This window comes from Butyrivibrio sp. ob235, from assembly GCF_900109475.1.
Lineage (GTDB): Bacteria > Bacillota > Clostridia > Lachnospirales > Lachnospiraceae > Butyrivibrio.
Window position 1 is genome coordinate 1 of the sequence record NZ_FOBE01000045.1, and the last position, 19,601, is coordinate 19,601.

The 19,601-nt window shown below is 39.4% G+C and carries 16 protein-coding genes; 2 read left to right on the forward strand and 14 right to left on the reverse strand.

The genetic code is table 11. The features are described 5' to 3' along the window. Nucleotides 1-1,038: 1,038 nt before the first annotated feature. Nucleotides 1,039-1,668 carry a sensor histidine kinase gene (locus BMW61_RS22190; protein WP_175475310.1) on the forward strand — a complete coding sequence of 210 codons (630 nt, stop codon included), beginning with the start codon at nucleotides 1,039-1,041 and terminating at the stop codon, nucleotides 1,666-1,668. 48 nt (nucleotides 1,669-1,716) lie between these two features. On the opposite strand, the gene BMW61_RS20075 is transcribed toward BMW61_RS22190, so the two are convergent. The 14 genes from BMW61_RS20075 to BMW61_RS20140 all read right to left on the reverse strand — a co-directional run bounded on the left by BMW61_RS20075 (nucleotide 1,717) and on the right by BMW61_RS20140 (nucleotide 18,749). Next, nucleotides 1,717-2,271: an accessory gene regulator ArgB-like protein gene (locus BMW61_RS20075; protein ID WP_091825580.1), complete on the reverse strand. Its 555-nt coding sequence runs from the start codon at nucleotides 2,269-2,271 to the stop codon at nucleotides 1,717-1,719. Between the two features lie 11 nt (nucleotides 2,272-2,282). Continuing rightward, nucleotides 2,283-4,403, reverse strand: a complete 2,121-nt coding sequence (locus BMW61_RS20080; protein ID WP_175475311.1) for a peptidase domain-containing ABC transporter — start codon at nucleotides 4,401-4,403, stop codon at nucleotides 2,283-2,285. Between the two features lie 37 nt (nucleotides 4,404-4,440). Further along, complete coding sequence (gene lanM, locus BMW61_RS20085; RefSeq protein WP_175475312.1) at nucleotides 4,441-7,197, reverse strand: type 2 lanthipeptide synthetase LanM; 2,757 nt, start codon at nucleotides 7,195-7,197, stop codon at nucleotides 4,441-4,443. Between the two features lie 30 nt (nucleotides 7,198-7,227). Beyond that, complete coding sequence (locus BMW61_RS20090; RefSeq protein WP_091825590.1) at nucleotides 7,228-7,410, reverse strand: hypothetical protein; 183 nt, start codon at nucleotides 7,408-7,410, stop codon at nucleotides 7,228-7,230. Further along, nucleotides 7,403-9,562, reverse strand: coding sequence for a peptidase domain-containing ABC transporter (locus tag BMW61_RS20095; protein ID WP_091825593.1), 2,160 nt, complete (start codon nucleotides 9,560-9,562; stop codon nucleotides 7,403-7,405). Before BMW61_RS20095 ends, BMW61_RS20090 begins: the two co-directional genes overlap by 8 nt. 12 nt (nucleotides 9,563-9,574) lie before the next feature. Then, nucleotides 9,575-10,300, reverse strand: a complete 726-nt coding sequence (locus BMW61_RS20100) for an ABC transporter permease (RefSeq protein ID WP_091825596.1) — start codon at nucleotides 10,298-10,300, stop codon at nucleotides 9,575-9,577. Between the two features lie 163 nt (nucleotides 10,301-10,463). Further along, nucleotides 10,464-12,422: a beta-L-arabinofuranosidase domain-containing protein gene (locus tag BMW61_RS20105; protein ID WP_091825598.1), complete on the reverse strand. Its 1,959-nt coding sequence runs from the start codon at nucleotides 12,420-12,422 to the stop codon at nucleotides 10,464-10,466. A gap of 157 nt (nucleotides 12,423-12,579) precedes the next feature. Next, nucleotides 12,580-13,155, reverse strand: a complete 576-nt coding sequence (locus BMW61_RS20110) for an alpha/beta hydrolase (protein WP_091825601.1) — start codon at nucleotides 13,153-13,155, stop codon at nucleotides 12,580-12,582. A gap of 134 nt (nucleotides 13,156-13,289) precedes the next feature. Then, nucleotides 13,290-14,474, reverse strand: coding sequence for a MerR family transcriptional regulator (locus BMW61_RS20115; RefSeq protein ID WP_091825604.1), 1,185 nt, complete (start codon nucleotides 14,472-14,474; stop codon nucleotides 13,290-13,292). 45 nt (nucleotides 14,475-14,519) lie between these two features. After that, nucleotides 14,520-14,999 (reverse strand): DNA-deoxyinosine glycosylase, encoded by a 480-nt coding sequence (locus tag BMW61_RS20120; RefSeq protein ID WP_091825607.1) that lies wholly within the window; start codon nucleotides 14,997-14,999, stop codon nucleotides 14,520-14,522. A 16-nt stretch (nucleotides 15,000-15,015) separates the two neighbouring features. Continuing rightward, nucleotides 15,016-16,329, reverse strand: coding sequence for a tyrosine-protein phosphatase (locus BMW61_RS22645; RefSeq protein WP_242876849.1), 1,314 nt, complete (start codon nucleotides 16,327-16,329; stop codon nucleotides 15,016-15,018). A gap of 77 nt (nucleotides 16,330-16,406) precedes the next feature. After that, nucleotides 16,407-17,432, reverse strand: coding sequence for a phosphotransferase (locus BMW61_RS20130; protein WP_091825609.1), 1,026 nt, complete (start codon nucleotides 17,430-17,432; stop codon nucleotides 16,407-16,409). 32 nt (nucleotides 17,433-17,464) lie between these two features. Continuing rightward, a complete protein-coding gene (locus BMW61_RS20135) occupies nucleotides 17,465-17,908 on the reverse strand; it encodes a GNAT family N-acetyltransferase (RefSeq protein WP_242876850.1) in 444 nt (147 codons plus the stop codon). 499 nt (nucleotides 17,909-18,407) lie between these two features. Continuing rightward, a complete protein-coding gene (locus tag BMW61_RS20140; protein WP_242876851.1) occupies nucleotides 18,408-18,749 on the reverse strand; it encodes a phospholipase D-like domain-containing protein in 342 nt (113 codons plus the stop codon). A gap of 182 nt (nucleotides 18,750-18,931) precedes the next feature. Here BMW61_RS20140 and BMW61_RS20145 point away from each other — a divergent pair, with 182 nt between their 5' ends. Then, entirely contained in the window at nucleotides 18,932-19,450 is a 519-nt protein-coding gene (locus BMW61_RS20145; protein WP_139176475.1) for a DUF6431 domain-containing protein, read from the forward strand. Nucleotides 19,451-19,601: the final 151 nt, after the last annotated feature.

The window sequence follows — 19,601 nt, forward strand, 5'->3', positions numbered from 1 at the left end:
GCCCTTGAATAAAGTGCGCTGGAGCGCACAATTATCCTTGATCTGCTTGACTACAGACTATCTGTCAGGAAATGTCTGTCAACCCCAAAGCCGCTACGCGGTGCGCTCTGCGCAGGGTTGACTGATATTTCCTGACAGATAAAGTAGTCAACAAGCAGACCAAGGATTAAAAATGACAGCCTTGAACTGTCATCTTACCAAGCGATATAATGAGTAAGGTTTGAACATCTGAACTAATCACAGGGGATATCCACCCTTTCAAATCCTACAGTAAATTTACGCCGTCGTACTATTATCTTGTTTTGGTATTTTAGGTATTTTATAATAGCTTATAATTTAACAATCATTTAAGGGGTATATATGCTGACATCTTCGATCATAAATTCAATTCCATGTATCATATTGATTTTCTTTGGTATATATGTGTTTTATTCTCGTAAAATAACAGCTAAAAACTATTTCCTTTTCTTTTGCTTAACAGCTATATTTTCTGTAATAGCCGATTACACGAAATCACCTCTCATCGCGCTTATCTATTTTTGTGTAGGTTCTTATTTTCTGGTTCGTATAACCAGGAAAAAACAATCCATTCTTTTATTATTCATTACATATATAGTTGCGAGCATAACAATTCTGATCATTTCCCCGCTTCTCTCATATATGGTTGGGCACCAAATTACACTTTTCGCGAACTTGAACCTCTTGGAAATGTCACTTTATCTGTTTTTTTCGCTAATCACTTCTCTAAGTATAATATTTGCTGTTAAATACTTATATCAAAGATATCTTGTTCTTGTCTTTGATAATATTGACAAGAGAATTTTTACTTTTATCGCATTTTCAATTGTATTCAGCGCTCTGTTCATTTATGCGATAATAACAATATTTGGAGGCAGTTCCCTGTCAACGCTTCAATATTCTTTTTTAATCATACTGTTTATCATGTACTTTTTGCTGACTACAGTATCTGCTGCAATTATACTTGTGACTACCAAAAAAAATTATGAAAGTCAACGAAAAATAGAAAATCTAAATACCATGCGCGAATATACGGACAATCTTGAGGCAACATATAATAATCTTCGTTCGTTTAAGCATGATTACATCAACATCCTGTCCACCCTGTCTATATTCCTTAAAGAAAAAAGATACTCAGAGATGGATGAATACTTTTTCAGGGACATAATGCCACTAAAGGATGAATTCACGCAAAATAATGCCTCTCTTGCCAATCTGTCCCGTGTGAATAATCTTGAACTAAAAAGTATTCTTTACACAAAGCTGCTTCAGGCGATTAACAAAAACATTACTGTGACCGTTGATATCGCTGACGAGATGGATTCACTTAATATAGACACAATAGATCTTTCCAGGATACTCGGTATATATTTGGACAATGCAATCGAAGCAGCTATTGAAACGCCCCATCCCGTTGTCAATTTTCACCTGGGAAAAGTAAATTCCGCTGTTGTATTTATTATCTCCAACTCATATGTCAATCACGGCATATCCATATCACAGATGGCTCAGATGAATACAACTTCAAAAGGAAGCGGTCATGGACTTGGCCTGTATAATGTTTCAAAAATTCTTAGCAAACATGATAATATCTTTGCCGAGACATCCATGAATGATGATCTGTTCACCCAACAGCTTCAGATCATATAAACAAAAGAAGCATGCCGATAATGATGGCACGCTTCTTTTGTTTTGGAGTTATTTATGTTTTGTGAAAAAAGGCAATATTGTCATTGTCTCCAGACTCACCCCCATAACGGCACTTTTACCAAGAGGATCCGGAACGACAAGCATCAGCATACCGGCAATACAAACCACCAGTATACTTTCCCATTTACTGATATCCTTATACTTATTTGTGATCGGTACATTATCACTATGCTGCGGAGCATATAAATAATTAAGAAGTAAATCCATGGCAAACAATACAAAATATACATGCTGGGAAATATGCAGATAATGCACCATGAAACCGCCTGAAATTAACACAGCAGCTGAAATACATATACACCCAACAGCTGTTTTCATATGAAACCCGCCCGCAAATGATCTTAGCACGATAAATGCTATGCAACATATAATTGATTCTTCAAGATTACCGATAAGAGCACAAAGCAGAAACACGCAAAAAATCGTGACAAAACGAGATAATGCAGATTCAATTACATATTCTATTTTTATGCAATCTTCTTCGGATCTTGGGTAGACTCCGTTCATTGCTCTTACTATTGCTTTTGAAGTTCTTTTAATCATCTTCTTTTTTCCTATGCACTTTTCTTATTAGCCTGATACAGTGCGGAGTAAAGACCTCCCTGCTCCATAAGTTCCTTATGATTACCGATCTCCCTGATTCTACCGTGATCAAGCACAACAATCTTATCCGCGTCTATTATGGTTGACAGCCTGTGCGCGATTACTATTCTGGTACAATCTTTTTCTCCGAGATAATCGCTTATCTTCCGTTCATTTTCATAATCAAGGGCACTGGTAGCTTCATCCAATACTATCAGATTATTCTGATGAACGATAGCCCTTGCAAGCGCAATTCTCTGCCTCTGTCCACCGGACAGATTCATACCCATATCAGAAACCATTGTATAATACTTCATCGGCATCTGTTCTATCTCGCCGCGAATCTGGGCAACCTCTGCTGCCTCCTTGACCTCATCAATACCCAGGTTTTCCTGACTCATCCTAATATTCTCATATATGCTCTGATTGAACAGCACCATATCCTGAGGAACGACGCCTATCTGTTTTCTGAGATCGTTCTTGTTTATATCCCTTATGCTTACTCCGTCGTAGCGAACATCGCCCTCCTGAGGTTCATATAATCCCAGAATGATTTTCGCAAGAGTACTCTTTCCGGATCCCGATGCCCCGACAATAGCCACCTTCTCGCCCTTTTTGATATGCAAGTCAATATCACTAAGCACATTGTCGGAATGCTGCGTATAAGCAAAAGATACATGATTAATGTCTAGGTCTCCGGACACTTTAACGGTAATGGGTTTTTCGGGATTTCTTTCATCATCGGCATCAATAATATCATGCAATCTTTCCATATAAGCACCGGCGACAACAAAGTCGTTCCAGAAATTATACAGTGCTATTCCCGTTGAAAAAAAGCTCCCCGCAAGTGAATAAATAGCCATGCTTTCACCAAGAGTCATATTCCCCTTCATCGCTGAGAATATACCGAGTCCTAATAAAAACAAAGGTGCAATGTTCTGGACAAACATCAGAACCGATGTGTATAAATTTAAAACTGCGCTCTTTCTTTTAAATGCCGAAAGGCACTTGTCATATGCATTTTTCCAGTTATTCCAGGTTTCATTCTCCATTCCGGCTGTTTTAATCGTAAACATGGAATAAATCGTTTCTACCTGTACAGTCTGAAGGATGGTGTTCTTCATCATTTCATCCTGGTTTACCTCTGTTATCAGAGTTTTCATAGCCATGATAAATACACCCGAAGCGACAAAAATCAGCATCGCCACAATGGATATTGTCACTGATTTCATCAGCATATATCCAAATATGAATATCAGCGCACCTGCCTGCATCACTGTCTGTATAAACTGTTCCGACAGAAGATCGCGAATATTTCTCACACTACCCATTCTAAACAGAATATCTCCCGGTGCTCTCCCTTCAAAATACTTGTACGGAAGACGAAGTATTTTTGAAAAGACAGATTTTGAAAGATGAAAATCCGAATCAATTTGCAAAACAATCAGTTTTCTTCCGCGCAGATAATTGACCACTCCAAGAATGCAAGCCAGCGCCATGACTATGACACCGTAATTGTTTATTCCTTCAGAGTCTATGATTTTCTGGATCATTATCGGTACACTCATCTGAAGAGAATAAACAATAATTGACATTATGAATACCTTAAGCAACAGTAGTTTATTTTTCTTTAGTCTTTCAGTAACTATGCTCCAGGTATCAACCTTGTCTTTTACCGGTTTAAAATTCTCGGTAGGCCTTGCTACCATAACAACTCCGGAATAGCTCTTTTCCATAGTGTCACGGTCAACTTTTCTTCTGCCGAAAGCAGGATCAACTATATGCGCAACTTTATCTTTGATTTTTTCAAGAACAACAAAATGTTCATTATCCCAGAAGATTATTGCCGGTAGAGGTATCTTATCCAAAGCGCTGTAATCCGCCTTGTAAATCTTCGTTTCCATTCCCCGCTTTTTCAAATATGAAGCAATTACCGACAATTTCATTCCGTCACGTCCGGCCTCAAGCTTTTCTCTTATTCTGGATAAGCTATCCTGGCTTTTATAATAATTCAGGATCATTGTCGCACAGCACAAACCACACTCTGTCTGCTGCATTTGCTCCACATAAGGAACATGTCTTTTATGTGTCATTTTCCTACATTCCCTCGCATTCATATTCTTTGCTTACTTAGACAACTTCCAACGATAATACCGAAGGCAAACCACTCATCCTCTGTCTGAGAAGGCCATATCCGATTCCGGATAATCCCAGCATAAAGGACAACAATCCCTTTATCTGTGGAACTCCATAAACGATTCCATATTGTTTTATTTTTTCTTCCTCTTCTCTAAAGCTTTCCTTCACCTTCTTAAGCAGTTCTTCATTTTCAGTATTCATGGCAATTGTGTACAGCGCATCCAGATTTCCCACTCTTCCATGACACAAACTGTCATTAAAAATACTGCGATCATTTAAATTTAGGTGACGGATAATATTATCCAATGATTTACCGTGTCTGTTTATAAACAGAGTCTTTTCCATGAAATAGCTTCTTCCCAAAAGAATTCCCGGTGCGCCATGACACCAAAAGGTGCAACAATTCTTTTCATCGTCTCTAAGATCAAGCCAATTATTTTCGCTATCGACAAAGAAGCTGTCCTCTTTCTGCTCCATTCGCTCAGCATACTTCATGTACTTCATGTTTTTTGTTACCTCAAATGCTTTTATAAAAGCATATTGGAAACCCGCATAACCATGAGAAAATCCGGTCCATAATCCCTTTTGATCACTGACTTTACCTATCAAAAACGATGTGTATTTATCAATCAGTATTTTCAGCCTCTCATCTTCTTCGTACTTATATATATTTGTCAGTACGATTATCGCCCCTGTGACTCCTGATATGACATCAAAGCCGGTTTCAGCTTCAACATTGTAGTTATAGACTCTTTCAATTGCCCTCTTATAGCTTTCGTAATACCTTTTATCCTGTGTGAGTCGGTACAGATTGTAGTACAGGTATATATATCCGAAAAAACCGCCAAAGACAGATGAAGACACTGCTACTTTTTCAAGCGGAGCCAGCTCTTCCATTCCGGCCAGTGCAGCCTTGGCAAACTTTATGTCCTCTATTTTTTGTGTATGCAATGCATATGCAAAGAGAAATAGAATCAGTCCTGTCCCGTCATATAGTGTGTAGTTCATACCCTCGACATAGGGCTGTTCTCCCATATTCACATCTACAAAGGAACAAACTTTTTCATTCTCATCCCATAGTGCATTTCGTTTTATTGCTAAGACAATCTCACTAAGCAGGTCAGCCTTCTCATCTCTAACAATTTTATCAGGGGAAACACTGCTGTTTTTCATTACGTCACCGGTCTTGATTTTCACCGCATTATGTATGAAATCCAGCTGTCTCTTTTTATCGTCATCACATAGACTCTTCAAATTTGCAGTTATTTTATCTACTATGCTCTGATCAAAAAAATCATTCTCGACAACACCTTTTTCGGCATATAAGCTTCTGTCATCATATTTGGTATAGAAGTACGGCACATCGTTGTTGATCATCTGATCGATCTCAGATTCTGCCAAATATGTTTTTGTCGGACTTATAAGTTCCAGAAGTCCTCTGGTCTTATCTCTTGATACACAATACTTAGGATGAATGGCGGCTTTCATGAATCTTGCATAAACAAAAGTCCCCTTCAGAATCTGTCTGTAATCTCCATCCCTGAAAAGTTCGGGAAGAATCTTTATCAGATAATCTTTATTAGCCATTAGCGCTTCATACGCTTCTTCATAACCTTCTTCGATATCTGCAAGATACTCTGAATAATCGACATTTTTCCCATTCAGCCTGACAGCATTCTCCATATCCTCAGTCTCGTAATATACTTCGTCGTAATGGATATTATCTGTTCCGGCATCTATCAGCTTAAGACATTTTAGTTTTCCGGATTTCTGTCCCGCATAAGCTCCCAGTCCGCTGATATCGAAATCGATAGTGCTCCCCTTAAAGACACAGGGCAACAGATTGGAAGTAAATACCGAATGCTCAAATTTCTTATTTACGTTATAAGCAAGGCTTCCCTTTTGTTCTCCCTCTCTTTTCCTCGGAGCAAGAATCAATGATTCCAAATCTATAAAAATCGGATATTCCCCGTAAGGTATAATATTTTCGGCATGAATATCCGTAGTATCCAGAATATAGAAGAGTCCCATCACTCTCCCTATTCTGTGGTAATAACCATGAACTTCACCTTCTGTCTTGCATTCATGAGCTTTCATAAATTCCTGAAAACCATAGTTCTCCCTAACCACAAGACCCGGATTTATGAGTTCATAATCCCTCAACCAGTTATTAAGCAGTTCGCAGCATCTTGAGAAAGCTTTCTCCGGATACATGTTCCTTGGCTTATACACAAGTCTGCACCCGCCTTCAAAAGTAAGAACCGCTACCGTTCTTCCTCCGTTATGAGTATCCCCGCCTCCAAAACTTATCCCGGCTAAAGTTGATACATCGATATCAAATGTATATGCGATTTCATCCCGGCAATCTCTAAGCGCAGTATAAATCTCTATAACATTCTTTTTTATTCCGCAAAGCACCTTCTTCAGCCTGATATACAGAACAGGATATTTCAGATATATCTCCTGCGGATCCTTCTCTATCCGCTTGCAAAAAGCATCATATCCCCGTTCCCCCAGATTTAGCTCATGTATCATTATTCTGGCTGACAGTTCCAACAGATTAACCTTTGCATAGCACAGAATATCTTTCCTGATATCATCGATAATCGGCGTTTCTGTCAGGTATTCGATTTTATCCAGTGCTTCTTCCAATTCAAATAAAAACGGATTGCAGAACTCATCAAATACCCCTTCATTACCGAGAACGGATATCAGCGATTCCTCTTTGTTATTGCATATTGTCCCCATTTTTTGCCCCATATATAACAAAAACCTTCTCTAAAAATTCAAATGCAACATCTTCAATATATTTTTCGTTTCCCTAAGCTTAACGTCATATTCCGTGTCCCAGATTTGCTTGGATGTATAATATCCTGTAGCGGCAATCTTGTCGACTTCCTCATATGACATCTCACGAACCCCGTCTATCTTTTCAAGATCAATTGTCATTTCTTTACGCATATTTCTTATCCCTCTTGTTCTTGCTGTAATACAGCTCTGTATAAATGCCATTTTTCTTTAACAACGTTTCATGTGTTCCCTCTTCGGCAATCTCTCCTTTATCAAGGACAATAATTCTGTCTGCGTCTTTAATAGTTGAAAGGCGGTGTGCAACTACAACCTGAGTACATCCGTTTTTAGCAAAATAATCGGAAATTCTCTTTTCATTTATGTTATCCAGCGAGCTGGTTGCTTCATCAAGGATCATGAACTTATTTCTTGATACAATGGCCCTGGCAAGCGCAATTCTCTGTCTCTGGCCTCCGGAAAGATTCATACCCATATTTGAAACCACCGTGTAGTATTTCATGGGCATTGCATCAATCTCATCATGAACCTGTGCAATTTTTGCTGCCTCAGTCACCTCGTCCAAAGAAATATCTTCATTATTCATTCTTATGTTCTCAAGTATGGACTTATTAAACAGATATATATCCTGAGGAACTATGCTGATGCTTTTTCTGTACTCAACCTTTTTAATTTCTCTGAGATTGAGATCATTTACCAGTATTTCCCCCTCGCTTGGATTATATAAACCAAGCATAAGTTTAATGAGACTACTCTTTCCCGATCCGGATTTTCCTACAATCGCTACCTTTTCACCCTGTCCGATTTTCAAATTAATATTCTTCAAAACAGGGGCGGTACTCTGTGAATATGTCATTGAAACGTTTTTCAATTCTATCGTGTTCACTTCGCTTATCGATGTTCCTGTCCGGATGTCCTTTTCTTCTTCCGCATGAAGAATATCGTTTACTCTGTCCAGGTATGAGTTGGCAATGATAAAGTCATTCCACATATGGAACAAAGCTACTGCGGAGCCAAAGAAAGTCATTGAAAGAGAATAGCATGCCACTGTCTGTCCTAAAGTCATCTTTCCTGTATCAGTCAGTGTAAGTCCTACCCACAAAACCAGGAACGGGCCAACCAGCTGAAACAGTGTAAGCACAGTCGAATAGATATTGAATATCTTATTCTTTACCTGAAATGCCTTCATACCTTTGCAATACTTGCTTAGCCAATTTGAGAAAAACTGCTGCTCAATTCCGGCGGTCTTAATATTGAAAATCGACTGCACCGTCTCAGTCTGAAGTGACTGGAGCTTTGTATTCTCAACAATCTGTACCTGGTTTGCCTCAATGATCTTTTTTCGCATGAATAGGATGAACAAACCATTCAGAAAAAATACAAACATCGCTGTAATGGTAAGGTACATGGAATGCATAGTCATGTAAGTAAGAATGACAACAATAAAGCCGCATTGGATTATGCCATTCATTACATTATCTGAAAGCAGTTCTCTTATTACCGGAAGGCAGTTCAATCTGAAAAGCAGATCTCCGTTTGTTCTTCTTTCAAAAAACTGATAAGGAAGACTAAGCATTTTTCTAAAGGTTTTCTCCGTCAAGTGCTTATCAATTTCTATCTGCAATCTTATCTGGCTCTGTTTTCGAATAAATGTAGTAATCGCAAATACAGAACCCACTCCGATTACCAGTGCCAGATAACCTTCGAGACTGTTCACCTGCACATCACCGACTCTGCTGTCAAATATCTTCTGCACTATTACCGAAAGCAGTAATTGCAGCCCATAAGAAATTAGTGATATCAGTGCTGTGATATAGAACAACTTTTTCTTAAGCACAGTTTCCTTCAGAACACTATTCCATCTGTAATTTTTTCTTTTCTTTGGAACAAATTCGTCTGTAGGAACCATCACCATTGCAACGTTTGAATAATCTTCGGCAAAATCTTCATAACTTAGCGAAAGCCTTCCTGTTGCCGGATCCACTATCGTAATCTTGTTGTCACCGATTTTTTCAAGCACCACGTAATGCTGATTATTCCAGAAAATAATAGCAGGCAGCGGCAATTTTCTAAGGCCGCTCATTCCACATGAAAAAACTTTGGAATAAAATTTTCTGTTTTGGGCATACATATACATCTGAGACAGTTTTAATCCATCACGTCCTACATCTATGTCTTCTCGTATATCCGCCAGTGATTCCTGGCTTTTATAATACTGAAGTATCATTGCAAGACAGCACAATCCGCACTCTGCCGCCTGCATCTGCTCTATGTAAGGCACTTTGGACAAATGTGAATTCGCCAAAACTCCTCCTCCTTATAAATCCTTTTTCTCAATAATTCCTACTGCAAATGCTGTAAATAAAACTCCTGTTATTATGAACACGCATATATTTGTAACAGTCCATTCCTGATACATCAGGAACTGATCCGCAATACAAAAGATCAGATAATTCATCACTCCTGCAAGTATGCTTATCTTCTGTGAAATCATCTGAAGAATTCCCGGCATCACCCAAAACAGCACTATGCAATATATAAACGGTGTAATTGTGTTTGGAACCAGGCAGGTGATCATAATTGCAATAGCACCGATAGCAAATCCATACAGCATATACACAAGTATTTCCTGACCAAGCGTCGTTAACAGCGAAGCTATTGTCCACGGTTTCTTACAAATAACCATTGCCACGTCATACAGGATTCCTCCGCACAGCCCGATTATCATATTTATCAGAACTATACTGAATATTTTTCCGAGAATAATCTGTAATCTACTGCTTCTGGAAGTGAAGACAAATGTTTCTGTTCTTAGGTCAAACTCTTCTCCAAGACTCTTCGCAGCCAGTAGCATAAGTAATATACTTGCAAAATTCCCATAAAAAGCGATTACATTTGAAGTCTTGAAACTGTCCGGAAATTTGAATGCTCCGTATACCATTCCGCTTCCCATCACAAGAACCATTATGAGTCCCCACAGGAATTCTTTCTTTTTTACTAACTTGATAAATTCCAATCCCGTAATGCTGATTATCTTTTTCATTACTGCGCATCTCCTTTCAATGTTATTTATCATTATATGAGTAAAATTCCATATTAAATGAATCTCTCGTAAACGAAGTTTATTATGTCGCAAACGCCAAAAAAGGACTCTCAGTTTTTACTGAAAGTCCTTTTCTCTGCTTACTGTACTATTCTGTAATTACTTACTGTCCTATCTTCCAATATATTCCATAGCACTCCCTGTACTGATTATAATGCGTTGTAAATACAAGGTTATGGTCTGTTCCTTTAAGGTCGAACTCCATCTCATCCTGCCTTTTCACCAGATATCTCTCAATATTTGAAAGGAAATCATCCACGGACCCCGCATCCGTGAGCTTTATCTCATCCGATTCCACAGCTCTCTCTGCAGGAACCGATACCTGCACTCCGTGAGACTTTGTTTTCATCTTCGCTGTCCCAAGTCTTGCTGAGAGAAGATATGGTCCGTATAAAAATGCATAGGTGGTCTTTCCGTCGGGGAGATTTTCATAATGAAGTCCCATAGGAAGCTCCAGCACGAGTTCTCCTCCTGATGATAGAATTTCCTTTGAGATCACAATGAAATCCTTCTCTTCCTGATGAACGCCTGCATCGACATCTTTTCCATTAAGAGTAATCCTCGGCATATCTGCTACCCACTCCGGGATTCTAAGCCATAAATCATCTTCAATGTTTTTACCCTGGTTAGGCGTAATTATAATTTTCACCTGCTCCGATTTGGTGAGGTCGCACTCCTGAATGAGCTTATAATCATCAGTTGTAAGCTCTGATGCGAGATAAATTGACACAAGCATCTTACCTTCTGCCCTATAGTAAATTCCTCTCTGAAGCTTCGTGAAGTTCTCATATCCGGTTCCGGTGCAGCACCAGAAGTTACCGTCAAGGGTATTAAACACCTTGTGATAACCTGTCGCCATCGGCTGGAAATATGTTGTAAATCCGGTCTCGTGATTCTGCGATGCCATTATTGCATTTATAAGTGTTCTCTCAGAATAATCTAGATACTTCTTCTTACCTGTAACCGCAAAAAGTCGTCTTGCAAACTTCAGCATGTTATAGGTATTGCAGGTCTCATTATTTACATGGGTTCTCTCTGCATCAAGGACATAATCTTTTCCGAAGTGCTCGTTCTCACTGTTTCCGCCTGTAACATAAGTATGCTTACTAACCACCATATCAAAGAAGCTCTCGGCATATTCAAGATACTTCGCCTGCGAAGTATCCGCTTCGTATCTCGCAAGCGCCCCTATAAACTTGGGAATCGTCGTGTTGGCGTGAGTATTATCAAGAACATTCTCTTTTCCCGAAAGTATCTTCTCAAACAGCTCTGTCTCATCAAATCTGTGCGCCGCATCAAATATTCTCTTCAGATCTTCGATGGCGAGAGCACTTCCCTTCTCTTTAAGCTCCCTGTTTATAACGAAAAGCCCATAGAGGCAGTCATTCATTCCGCCGTATTCAATACTAAGAACTGTTTTATTGGTCTCTTCCGACCACCCCTCGGTTCTTTTTGCAATCCAGAGTCCCAGATTGTTCGCAAGCTTCAGCGCCGTCTCCTTCCTTGCTATGATGAAGGCAGCGTTCAATCCCGTCAGAATCTTGTGCATCGTATACCACGGAACCCAGGCCTGTGTGAACAGGTCGCTTAGCCCTTTTTCAACGTTATCGAACTGCAGGAGTACATTATCCGAGAACTCTTTTGTAGGAAAATCGGATCCGAAAATATATCCCTCATACTGACTTCCTTCTGTAAGCTTCTGACATTCCATCAAAGCATCAAGGATGTAGTCAAGCCTTGCATCCACGTCCTTTTTTTCCGCTTCCGAAAGTCCGGGGTTCCCCACTGCCTGAGCGAGAGCTGTAATATAGTGTCCAAGGGTATGGCCGCCAATAAGAGAATTTTCCCAGCTGCCGCCATAGCGCTCTTTACCCTTCATAAATTCCTTCTTAGCTTCATCGTCCATCCCTGCAATTATCGCCGCAGTTTCCCTAAAGCCCGCAAGAAGTCTGTCTGCATCAAGTGTGAGCATATTCTTCACATCGATATGAAGTGCCTCATCATAATATTTATCAGTAACCTTTACCGCTCTGTGTTCCACTAAAGTCCAGGTATTTTTCATGCTATCTCCTCCTTCTGAAAAGAAATAAGTGTGCCTGCCCACATGCCTGACACACTTAAAATATAAAAGGTTTAACCCTTCCTTTCTATTCGATTATTGCTTATTTTTTCTGACATTTTGCTTATGTCTGATGTGCACAGAATGTCGCTTGAAATTGTCATGAATTAATCCGGGATTTACTCTTCTCCATGACATCCTCCAGAATTCGAATATTGTTTAACGTATCATCTGTCTCGAGCGAATGATTTGCGCCTTCATATAGATGAATGGGAATACCATAACCCTCTGCCATATCCACTACCTTAAGCGGATCACTCCACGGATCTGCCGAGCCAATAAATGCTATTGCATTCAGTTTTTCCGGTTCCTTTATCACGTTAAAAGTCTCTTCCAAAGGTGTATACAGAATATGCCTTACATTTTTAACAGCGTTCTTCTCGCAATATGAAACTGCGATAGCTGTTCCTATACTCTTTGAAACAAAGAGAATATCATCATAATCATCGAAGCGGATATCCCGAAGAGCTTCATATGCTTCCCGATAAAGTGTCTCGAACGACTCCTTCATCTTTTCCTTATCACCGCGAATCTTCTTCGGCTTACTGGTATAGTCTATATTTATATAATCTTCGTATCCCGCTTCAACCGCCAGTTTCCTTGCATAATACAAAAGCGGCTTATCGTTGTGATATCCTATCCCCGGAAAAAACACTGCAAGTTTCTTGTTTTTCATGTGCTCACTTTCTATTAAAAATCGTAATCTACAGTCTCTTCGGTCTGAGTTGTCTCGTCTGTGTCATCTCCGCCTCCGGGAGTAAACTGCAATATTATAAACATAATCATACTAAGTACGATCATTATATAAAATTATACACCATAGCAATGATAGAATGTACCTTCCATATCCACTGTGACAGAAGCGCCCCGCAATAGCTTTTCATCAAAATACTTTAATATTATTTCTTTCTTATCTTCAAGATATTTCCTACTGTCAGGGTACTTTCTAAGGAGTCTCTCAAACAGATCCTCTGCACTGTCAAATGAAAGCGGGCATGGAAGCAACACGATTTCAACCTTATCAAAGTTTTCAGACAGGAGGTTTACAAAATCCGCCGCCAAATCTCTTCGCTCAGCTCTCCTTTTTATGGCAAAAGATATGTCCAGTCCGATATCCGCAATTGTCTTTTCCCAGAAATCATATTCCTTATTGTCCTCGCTGTAGAAGTTCACGGAAAACATACCGCCGGGAGCAAGGACCTTTGCCACATTTTGGATGAAAGCTTCTTTATCATTGAGATAAGAAAGGAGATAATGCGCAACAATCTTTGAATACTTTTTCTCCCCAATTTTCTCCCAGGTCTCTTCCTTTTCCAGGTTACTGAAAATCACCTGTATATCAGCTTCTCCCGGTAAAGTGCCGCGATTTTCATGAAGATATTCATAAAAATCGTCAGCCCAGTTTCCGTGAATGTCATATCCATCCACTAACAGTTTTGCCGGAATACGCTCCCAGTTCTTTCTCCACAAAAGCCCGTAGCTGCAGCCAAGATCCAGGACGGTATCCTCTTCTGTAAAATCCAGCGAGTCGAATATCTTCTCATACCACTCAATTCCGTCCGCAGCATGATTTGCAGCATACCATCTTCGCTCATCAGCACCCTGACTCATTTCCATCTTCTTGATGATATCCGCGATATCGTCCCAGTCAGGATTCTCATCAAGTCTTGCGAGGGACGCCTCAATGCATTTAGCCGATTTCTGCAGCTCATATATTTTCTTGTTCATCATCTCGAGCTGATTTTCCAGGATATCTCTTATCGAACTCAGATTATCATTTTCAAGGTTGCTCTTTATCTCCTCTAGGCTAAAACCGATGTGCTTTAGTGCAACAATCTTTTCCAGAATTATTAAAGAATTTTTATCATAGAGCTTGTAATTCCCCTCAGAATACCCAACAGGCTTAAGAAGTCCCTTCTCATCATATATACGAAGCGCCTTCTGCGACACCCCAGCCTGTTTGGCAATCTCCCCGGATGTCATCCTCTTTTCCATACTTCCCTCTCCTTTTTCAAGTATTACTGTATGATGTTAGTCCCCTCAATATTCCAAAATCACACGCCATTCCTCCAACAGCCGCTCTATACTCCATGCTGCATTCGCCGGACTCGTTGAAGGAAGGCAAATTGCCTTTCTGTTTATTTTTCCTTCGATATACTTCTTATAATATTTTTCAGCCGTCTTCCCATTAACAAAAATCGCTTTAATATCAGCTTTATCAAGAATCACAGACAAATCATTTGCCACAACATTCTTTATCGTCGAATCCGCTGATCCTTCAATATCGCACTGTGCTATAACATCCCAAACTGCTATATGATTCCTTAGTAAAAGTGCTCTCTTTTCCTCTACAGTACCCGGAACCTGTTCACCATATAACGCGGCTATAACCTTCCAGAATCTGTTTTGCGGATGCCCATAGAAAAACATAGCTTCTCTTGATTTCACAGATGGAAAGCTTCCAAGAATCAGTACTCTTGATTCACTATTAAAAACCGGCTCAATTGGATGAATAACCATTTTATCAGCCTCCAACCTAAGATGCTTTTTCTACTATCATTCGCTGAATATCAGGTGTAATCCCTATTGACGTGAAGTATTCCTGAACCGTTCCATGATTATCTTCTATCATTTCCATAAACCTGATCATGTTATTTTCATTCGGAATGACGATATCCATGTCCAAATCCGGGAAGTTTTGATGTATCAGCTCAAAGCGCTTCTGATTATTTTCTTTTGTCCGCATGTAGTCATAAACAATATCGCTTTTCCTGACACCGCAAAGCCACAATATAAGTGCAGCTATTACTCCTGACCTGTCTTTACCCGCTGTGCAATTAAACATCACCGCAGATTCCGCATCAGCTATTGTTCTGAAAACTTCCCTTATATTTGCAGCACGTGCTATCCGGTAATAACTCTCCGGAACAGCTTCTACGCTCTCAGGAATTCCGCTGCCTTCTTCTATCGGAATGTCATGGTAATCAAAGCCTTCCAAGTTCGAAAGTCCATGAGGCTTTCTCTCTTTTTCCTGTGCAGATCTCAAGTCGATAATTGTGGTAATATTGGAACTTTTCAAAAATGCGATATCCTTTTCAGACGGAGTAATCGCAGCATCACTTCGAATAATTCTGCCATAACAGGTATATCGCTCTGTCCCATCAATCCTGTATTCACCTAAATCTCTTGTATTCAGGGTAGTTTCCAGTAGTGAATATGGCATGTTATCCCATGCATTATCGTAGCTATCAATTAAGGCCTCTCCATTTTCCAGAGCCTTCAGCTCCTTAAGGCACAGCTCCACCGCCTCTGATATAAACTCATCCGCCATCTCTTTTGTGAAAAAGAAAATATCCTCATCCGACACCGGAATAAAATACTCAGCCATAGATTTCATGAGTCTTGCTATATCAAAAGGACAAAGCTTCGTAATCTCCTCGCTGTTAAAATCAGCAGGTGCCTCAATGTCATTACTAAGCCCATAATGCGAAGCAACATAGAAATTTATAATTGAATAATCCTTATGAAGTTTCTCTACATTTCCCGGAATCGTCGGATTCCACTTATACTTATCAAAAACAAAATGCCTGTAACAAATATCCTGAACAAGATGCAGATAATAGCCCACATACAGATCATCTATCTTTATCTTCTCTCCATATTCAGACCTGAAACGTTCAAAGTCATAAACCCTCTTATTATATCCCCAGGTAGCCTTCTTTAAATGACTTGCATTTCCATTTCCTGCATCCGGAAGAATCGCCCCAAACTTAAGTCTTCCCTCATCTTTGAATTCGCATCTTTTAGTAAGTTCATTTGTGACCGCCAAATGTATAATGCTTGATGCCATGAATATAATTCCCCTTCCTCCAACAATACTCCCTCTTTTATATTAACTGTAAAAAGCACCGGATATTGCATCCGCCTTTAAATTAAATGTAATAAAGCCTCTGATATTGCATCTGCTTTCCTATAAACTTCTCTGCAAATATCCGTGCGCCAAAAAGCAAAATCCAGCAAAGCTTCTCTATTCTCTGTTTTAGATATCAGATATTCCTCATACCCATAAGCACTACGTGATAGTTGAAACAGATAAACATATGGCATAGCTTCCAAATCTCTTTTTGTAAGCTGAGCATACTTCATATATTCCTTCACATACAATGCAAAGTCTGTGGTATCAAAGGCTTCTCCATTGCGGCAAGCTCCGGCCTGTATATATGACCTCATTATCTCCCATATTGCTGGCAGCTTTGCCGCTGAGGTAAAGTCTATTACTGCCTTTACATGATCTCCATCGCATATTAATTGACATGAAGTATAATCTCCATGACTTGGAGTATATGTGATACCCTTAAAGTATCCTTTCATATCCTCAATATGACTAAAAAGCTCTTTCTTGAATAAAAAATCTTCCTTAATCCTGCTGTAATTAGGATCCTTATTCTCTCTTTCCAAAACCTCAAGCAGCCTGTCATATTTCTTATTTACCGCTTCCACTGAGATACTCGCGGCCCATTTTTCGTCAAGGCTTGATTCCATTGGATAATCCTTGAGTATGGAATGTAATATCCCCAGATATTTTGCACTATCCTTCAGAAGATTATGTGGCAAATCGTTCAGGTATGATTTCCCTTCCAGGTATTCCTGCAGGCTAATCACATGTCCTTTAAATAAAGTGCAACTATTTCCACTTATAGTCTTTATAAACCTTGCAACCGGAAATCCTTTTGAATACAAGTAATCTACAAGCTCTGTTTCTCTTTCTACAGTTTGTAAAGTATACTCTTTCTGATATTCTTTAAAAAAATAATTCCCTTCCTTACAACTAACCTTATAACAATTCGCCGTCCCCATAGAAAGATGCTGACTCTCAGTCAAATGGAGGCCATATTCCTGCAGCAAGAACATCTGCATCTTACCCTGATTAAAAACACTCTTTTCAATTGCCATTAAAACCCGCTCCCGTAATGCTTAAGCTCTTTTTAGAGCACCTTCTCAAAGAGCTGATCCGTTTCACCATAAATCGTTTCAAAATCTCCGAGCTTCTCAAATCCGTATTTCTCATACAACCCATGTTCACCACTCATAATAAATACTTTGTTATAACCTAACCCTTTAGCATAATCAGTGGCACAGTTAATCATCTGCTCAGAAATACGCTTCCCACGATACTTCTCATCCACAAACATAAAACCTATAAAAGGGCTATAGCTATAATCATCCGGCAACTCATCCTTTTCAGCAATCGTACAATAACCGGCAATGCTATCATTATCCACCGCAACAATTACCCTTTCCCAATCCTGAAAATCATTTTTCTCCATCTTATCTGCAAGAGCCATTCCTGCTCTCCACGAACACTCCCTTGCGAAGCCAATCGTCTTCTCCCAAAGTTGGCTATCATTCTTAATTAAATATATTTCCAAATCTTACCCCCAAAACCACATACTCAGTATCTTCGATAATCCAATATTCATCATTTGGTACACGCATATGCCAATTTGAAATCAAATAGTATTTTAGCACTCATACATGCCATATTTCAAAATTCTTGTTATTGTGGTTATACATATAGTAAATACTTGATATTCGATTCACGTTTCTCGTTCATGGTGCCAATTGAGCACCTTGAAAATTCATCCTTAGTCAATAGAAAGTAACAACTTTTAGCTCATTTTGAAAGGGTTACCCAGCTAAAATATGAAAAAAAGAGAAGCTCTACGCTTCTCTCTTTACTGCCGGCGACCGGGATCGAACTTTTGCGACGTCTCATAATCCGCATGGAAAGGAGCCTTGCGGGCTCACCTTCTTTTTTGGTCCAATTTCTGACCCACTTTCGTATGATAAAGGATATTCATATTTATTGAATAACAAACAATATTTACAGCAGCGATATCAATCTTTAAAACATATCTGTACCTTTGATTATCCAAAAGTAAGCTCCAATAGTTCAAGCACTGCTTCTTTACTCTTAACTCGAATCAGATTGTCATCAGGCTTAGCTCTGGATAGTAGATTCATACTTCCATACCACACAATCTCATTGTCAATAATTGCATAGTGTTCATGCATGTGATCCTGTATTCTGACGTTTACTCCGTTGTCCTTTAATAACTGCACAATGCCTTTGGTATCTTTAATCCTTTCCTCCGGATATCCTTCTGGGTTAAGGGTGACAACAGTTATTCTGATCCCATCTTCCTGTTTTTTCTTTACAAGCTGTTGTTTGTTACTTTCCCTGCGTTCTAAATTCTGTTTTTGAATCACTTTATTTAAAGGTGTGGACTTATTTATTCTGGTGCATAATACGCCAGATTATTTAATGCCATGCCTTTTGTGTTATCATGGGAAAGTTACTGACAATAAAAGGCAGGATCCCTCCCCGACCAAAGTTTGGTATCCTGCCTTAGCAACTCCGTACACAGAAGTGTACGAAAACATGCAAGACAATGATAACCCTTTACGTCGAAGAAAACAATCCGATTACACCAGGTTTCTACAACTCTGTCCTAAACAATCTCCAGTTCCATCAGCTCAAATGCCCTTGTGGTCAGTCAGGCTGCCTATCCGTCCATGGTTATTACAACAGATATGTTAAAACCGAGGATGGAAAAGTAATGTTCAGGATCTGCCGTGTGAAATGCGATCAGTGTGGACGCACTCACGCTCTCCTTCTGTCATCAATGGTTCCTTATTCCCAGATATCATTCCAGGATCACCTTCAGATAATCACAGCTCATGAAAAAGAGACGCCTTCAAGCATCACTCTTTCCTCAGCTCTGTCTTTTGACGAGAGCAACTTTAGATACATCATCAGGATGTACCTGAAGCACTGGAAACAACGGCTTATCTCCGAACGTATTTCTGTTGATAGCGAAAGCCTTATAAGCAGCTGTTTTCAATACTTCAAGCGTCAGTTCATGCAGATTAAATGTACTCCAAATATCCTTTTCTTAAATACCACATAACCTGGCACGAACTCTCTCCTGATCCTCCATATACTTAAGAAAAAACGAAAGGAGGATCCGCCATGGATCAGGAAAAACAACAAAACATTGCTCTTATGAGATACTCTGTTATCTCTCCAATCATTTCAGGTCTCTGGGAAGACTACTCATC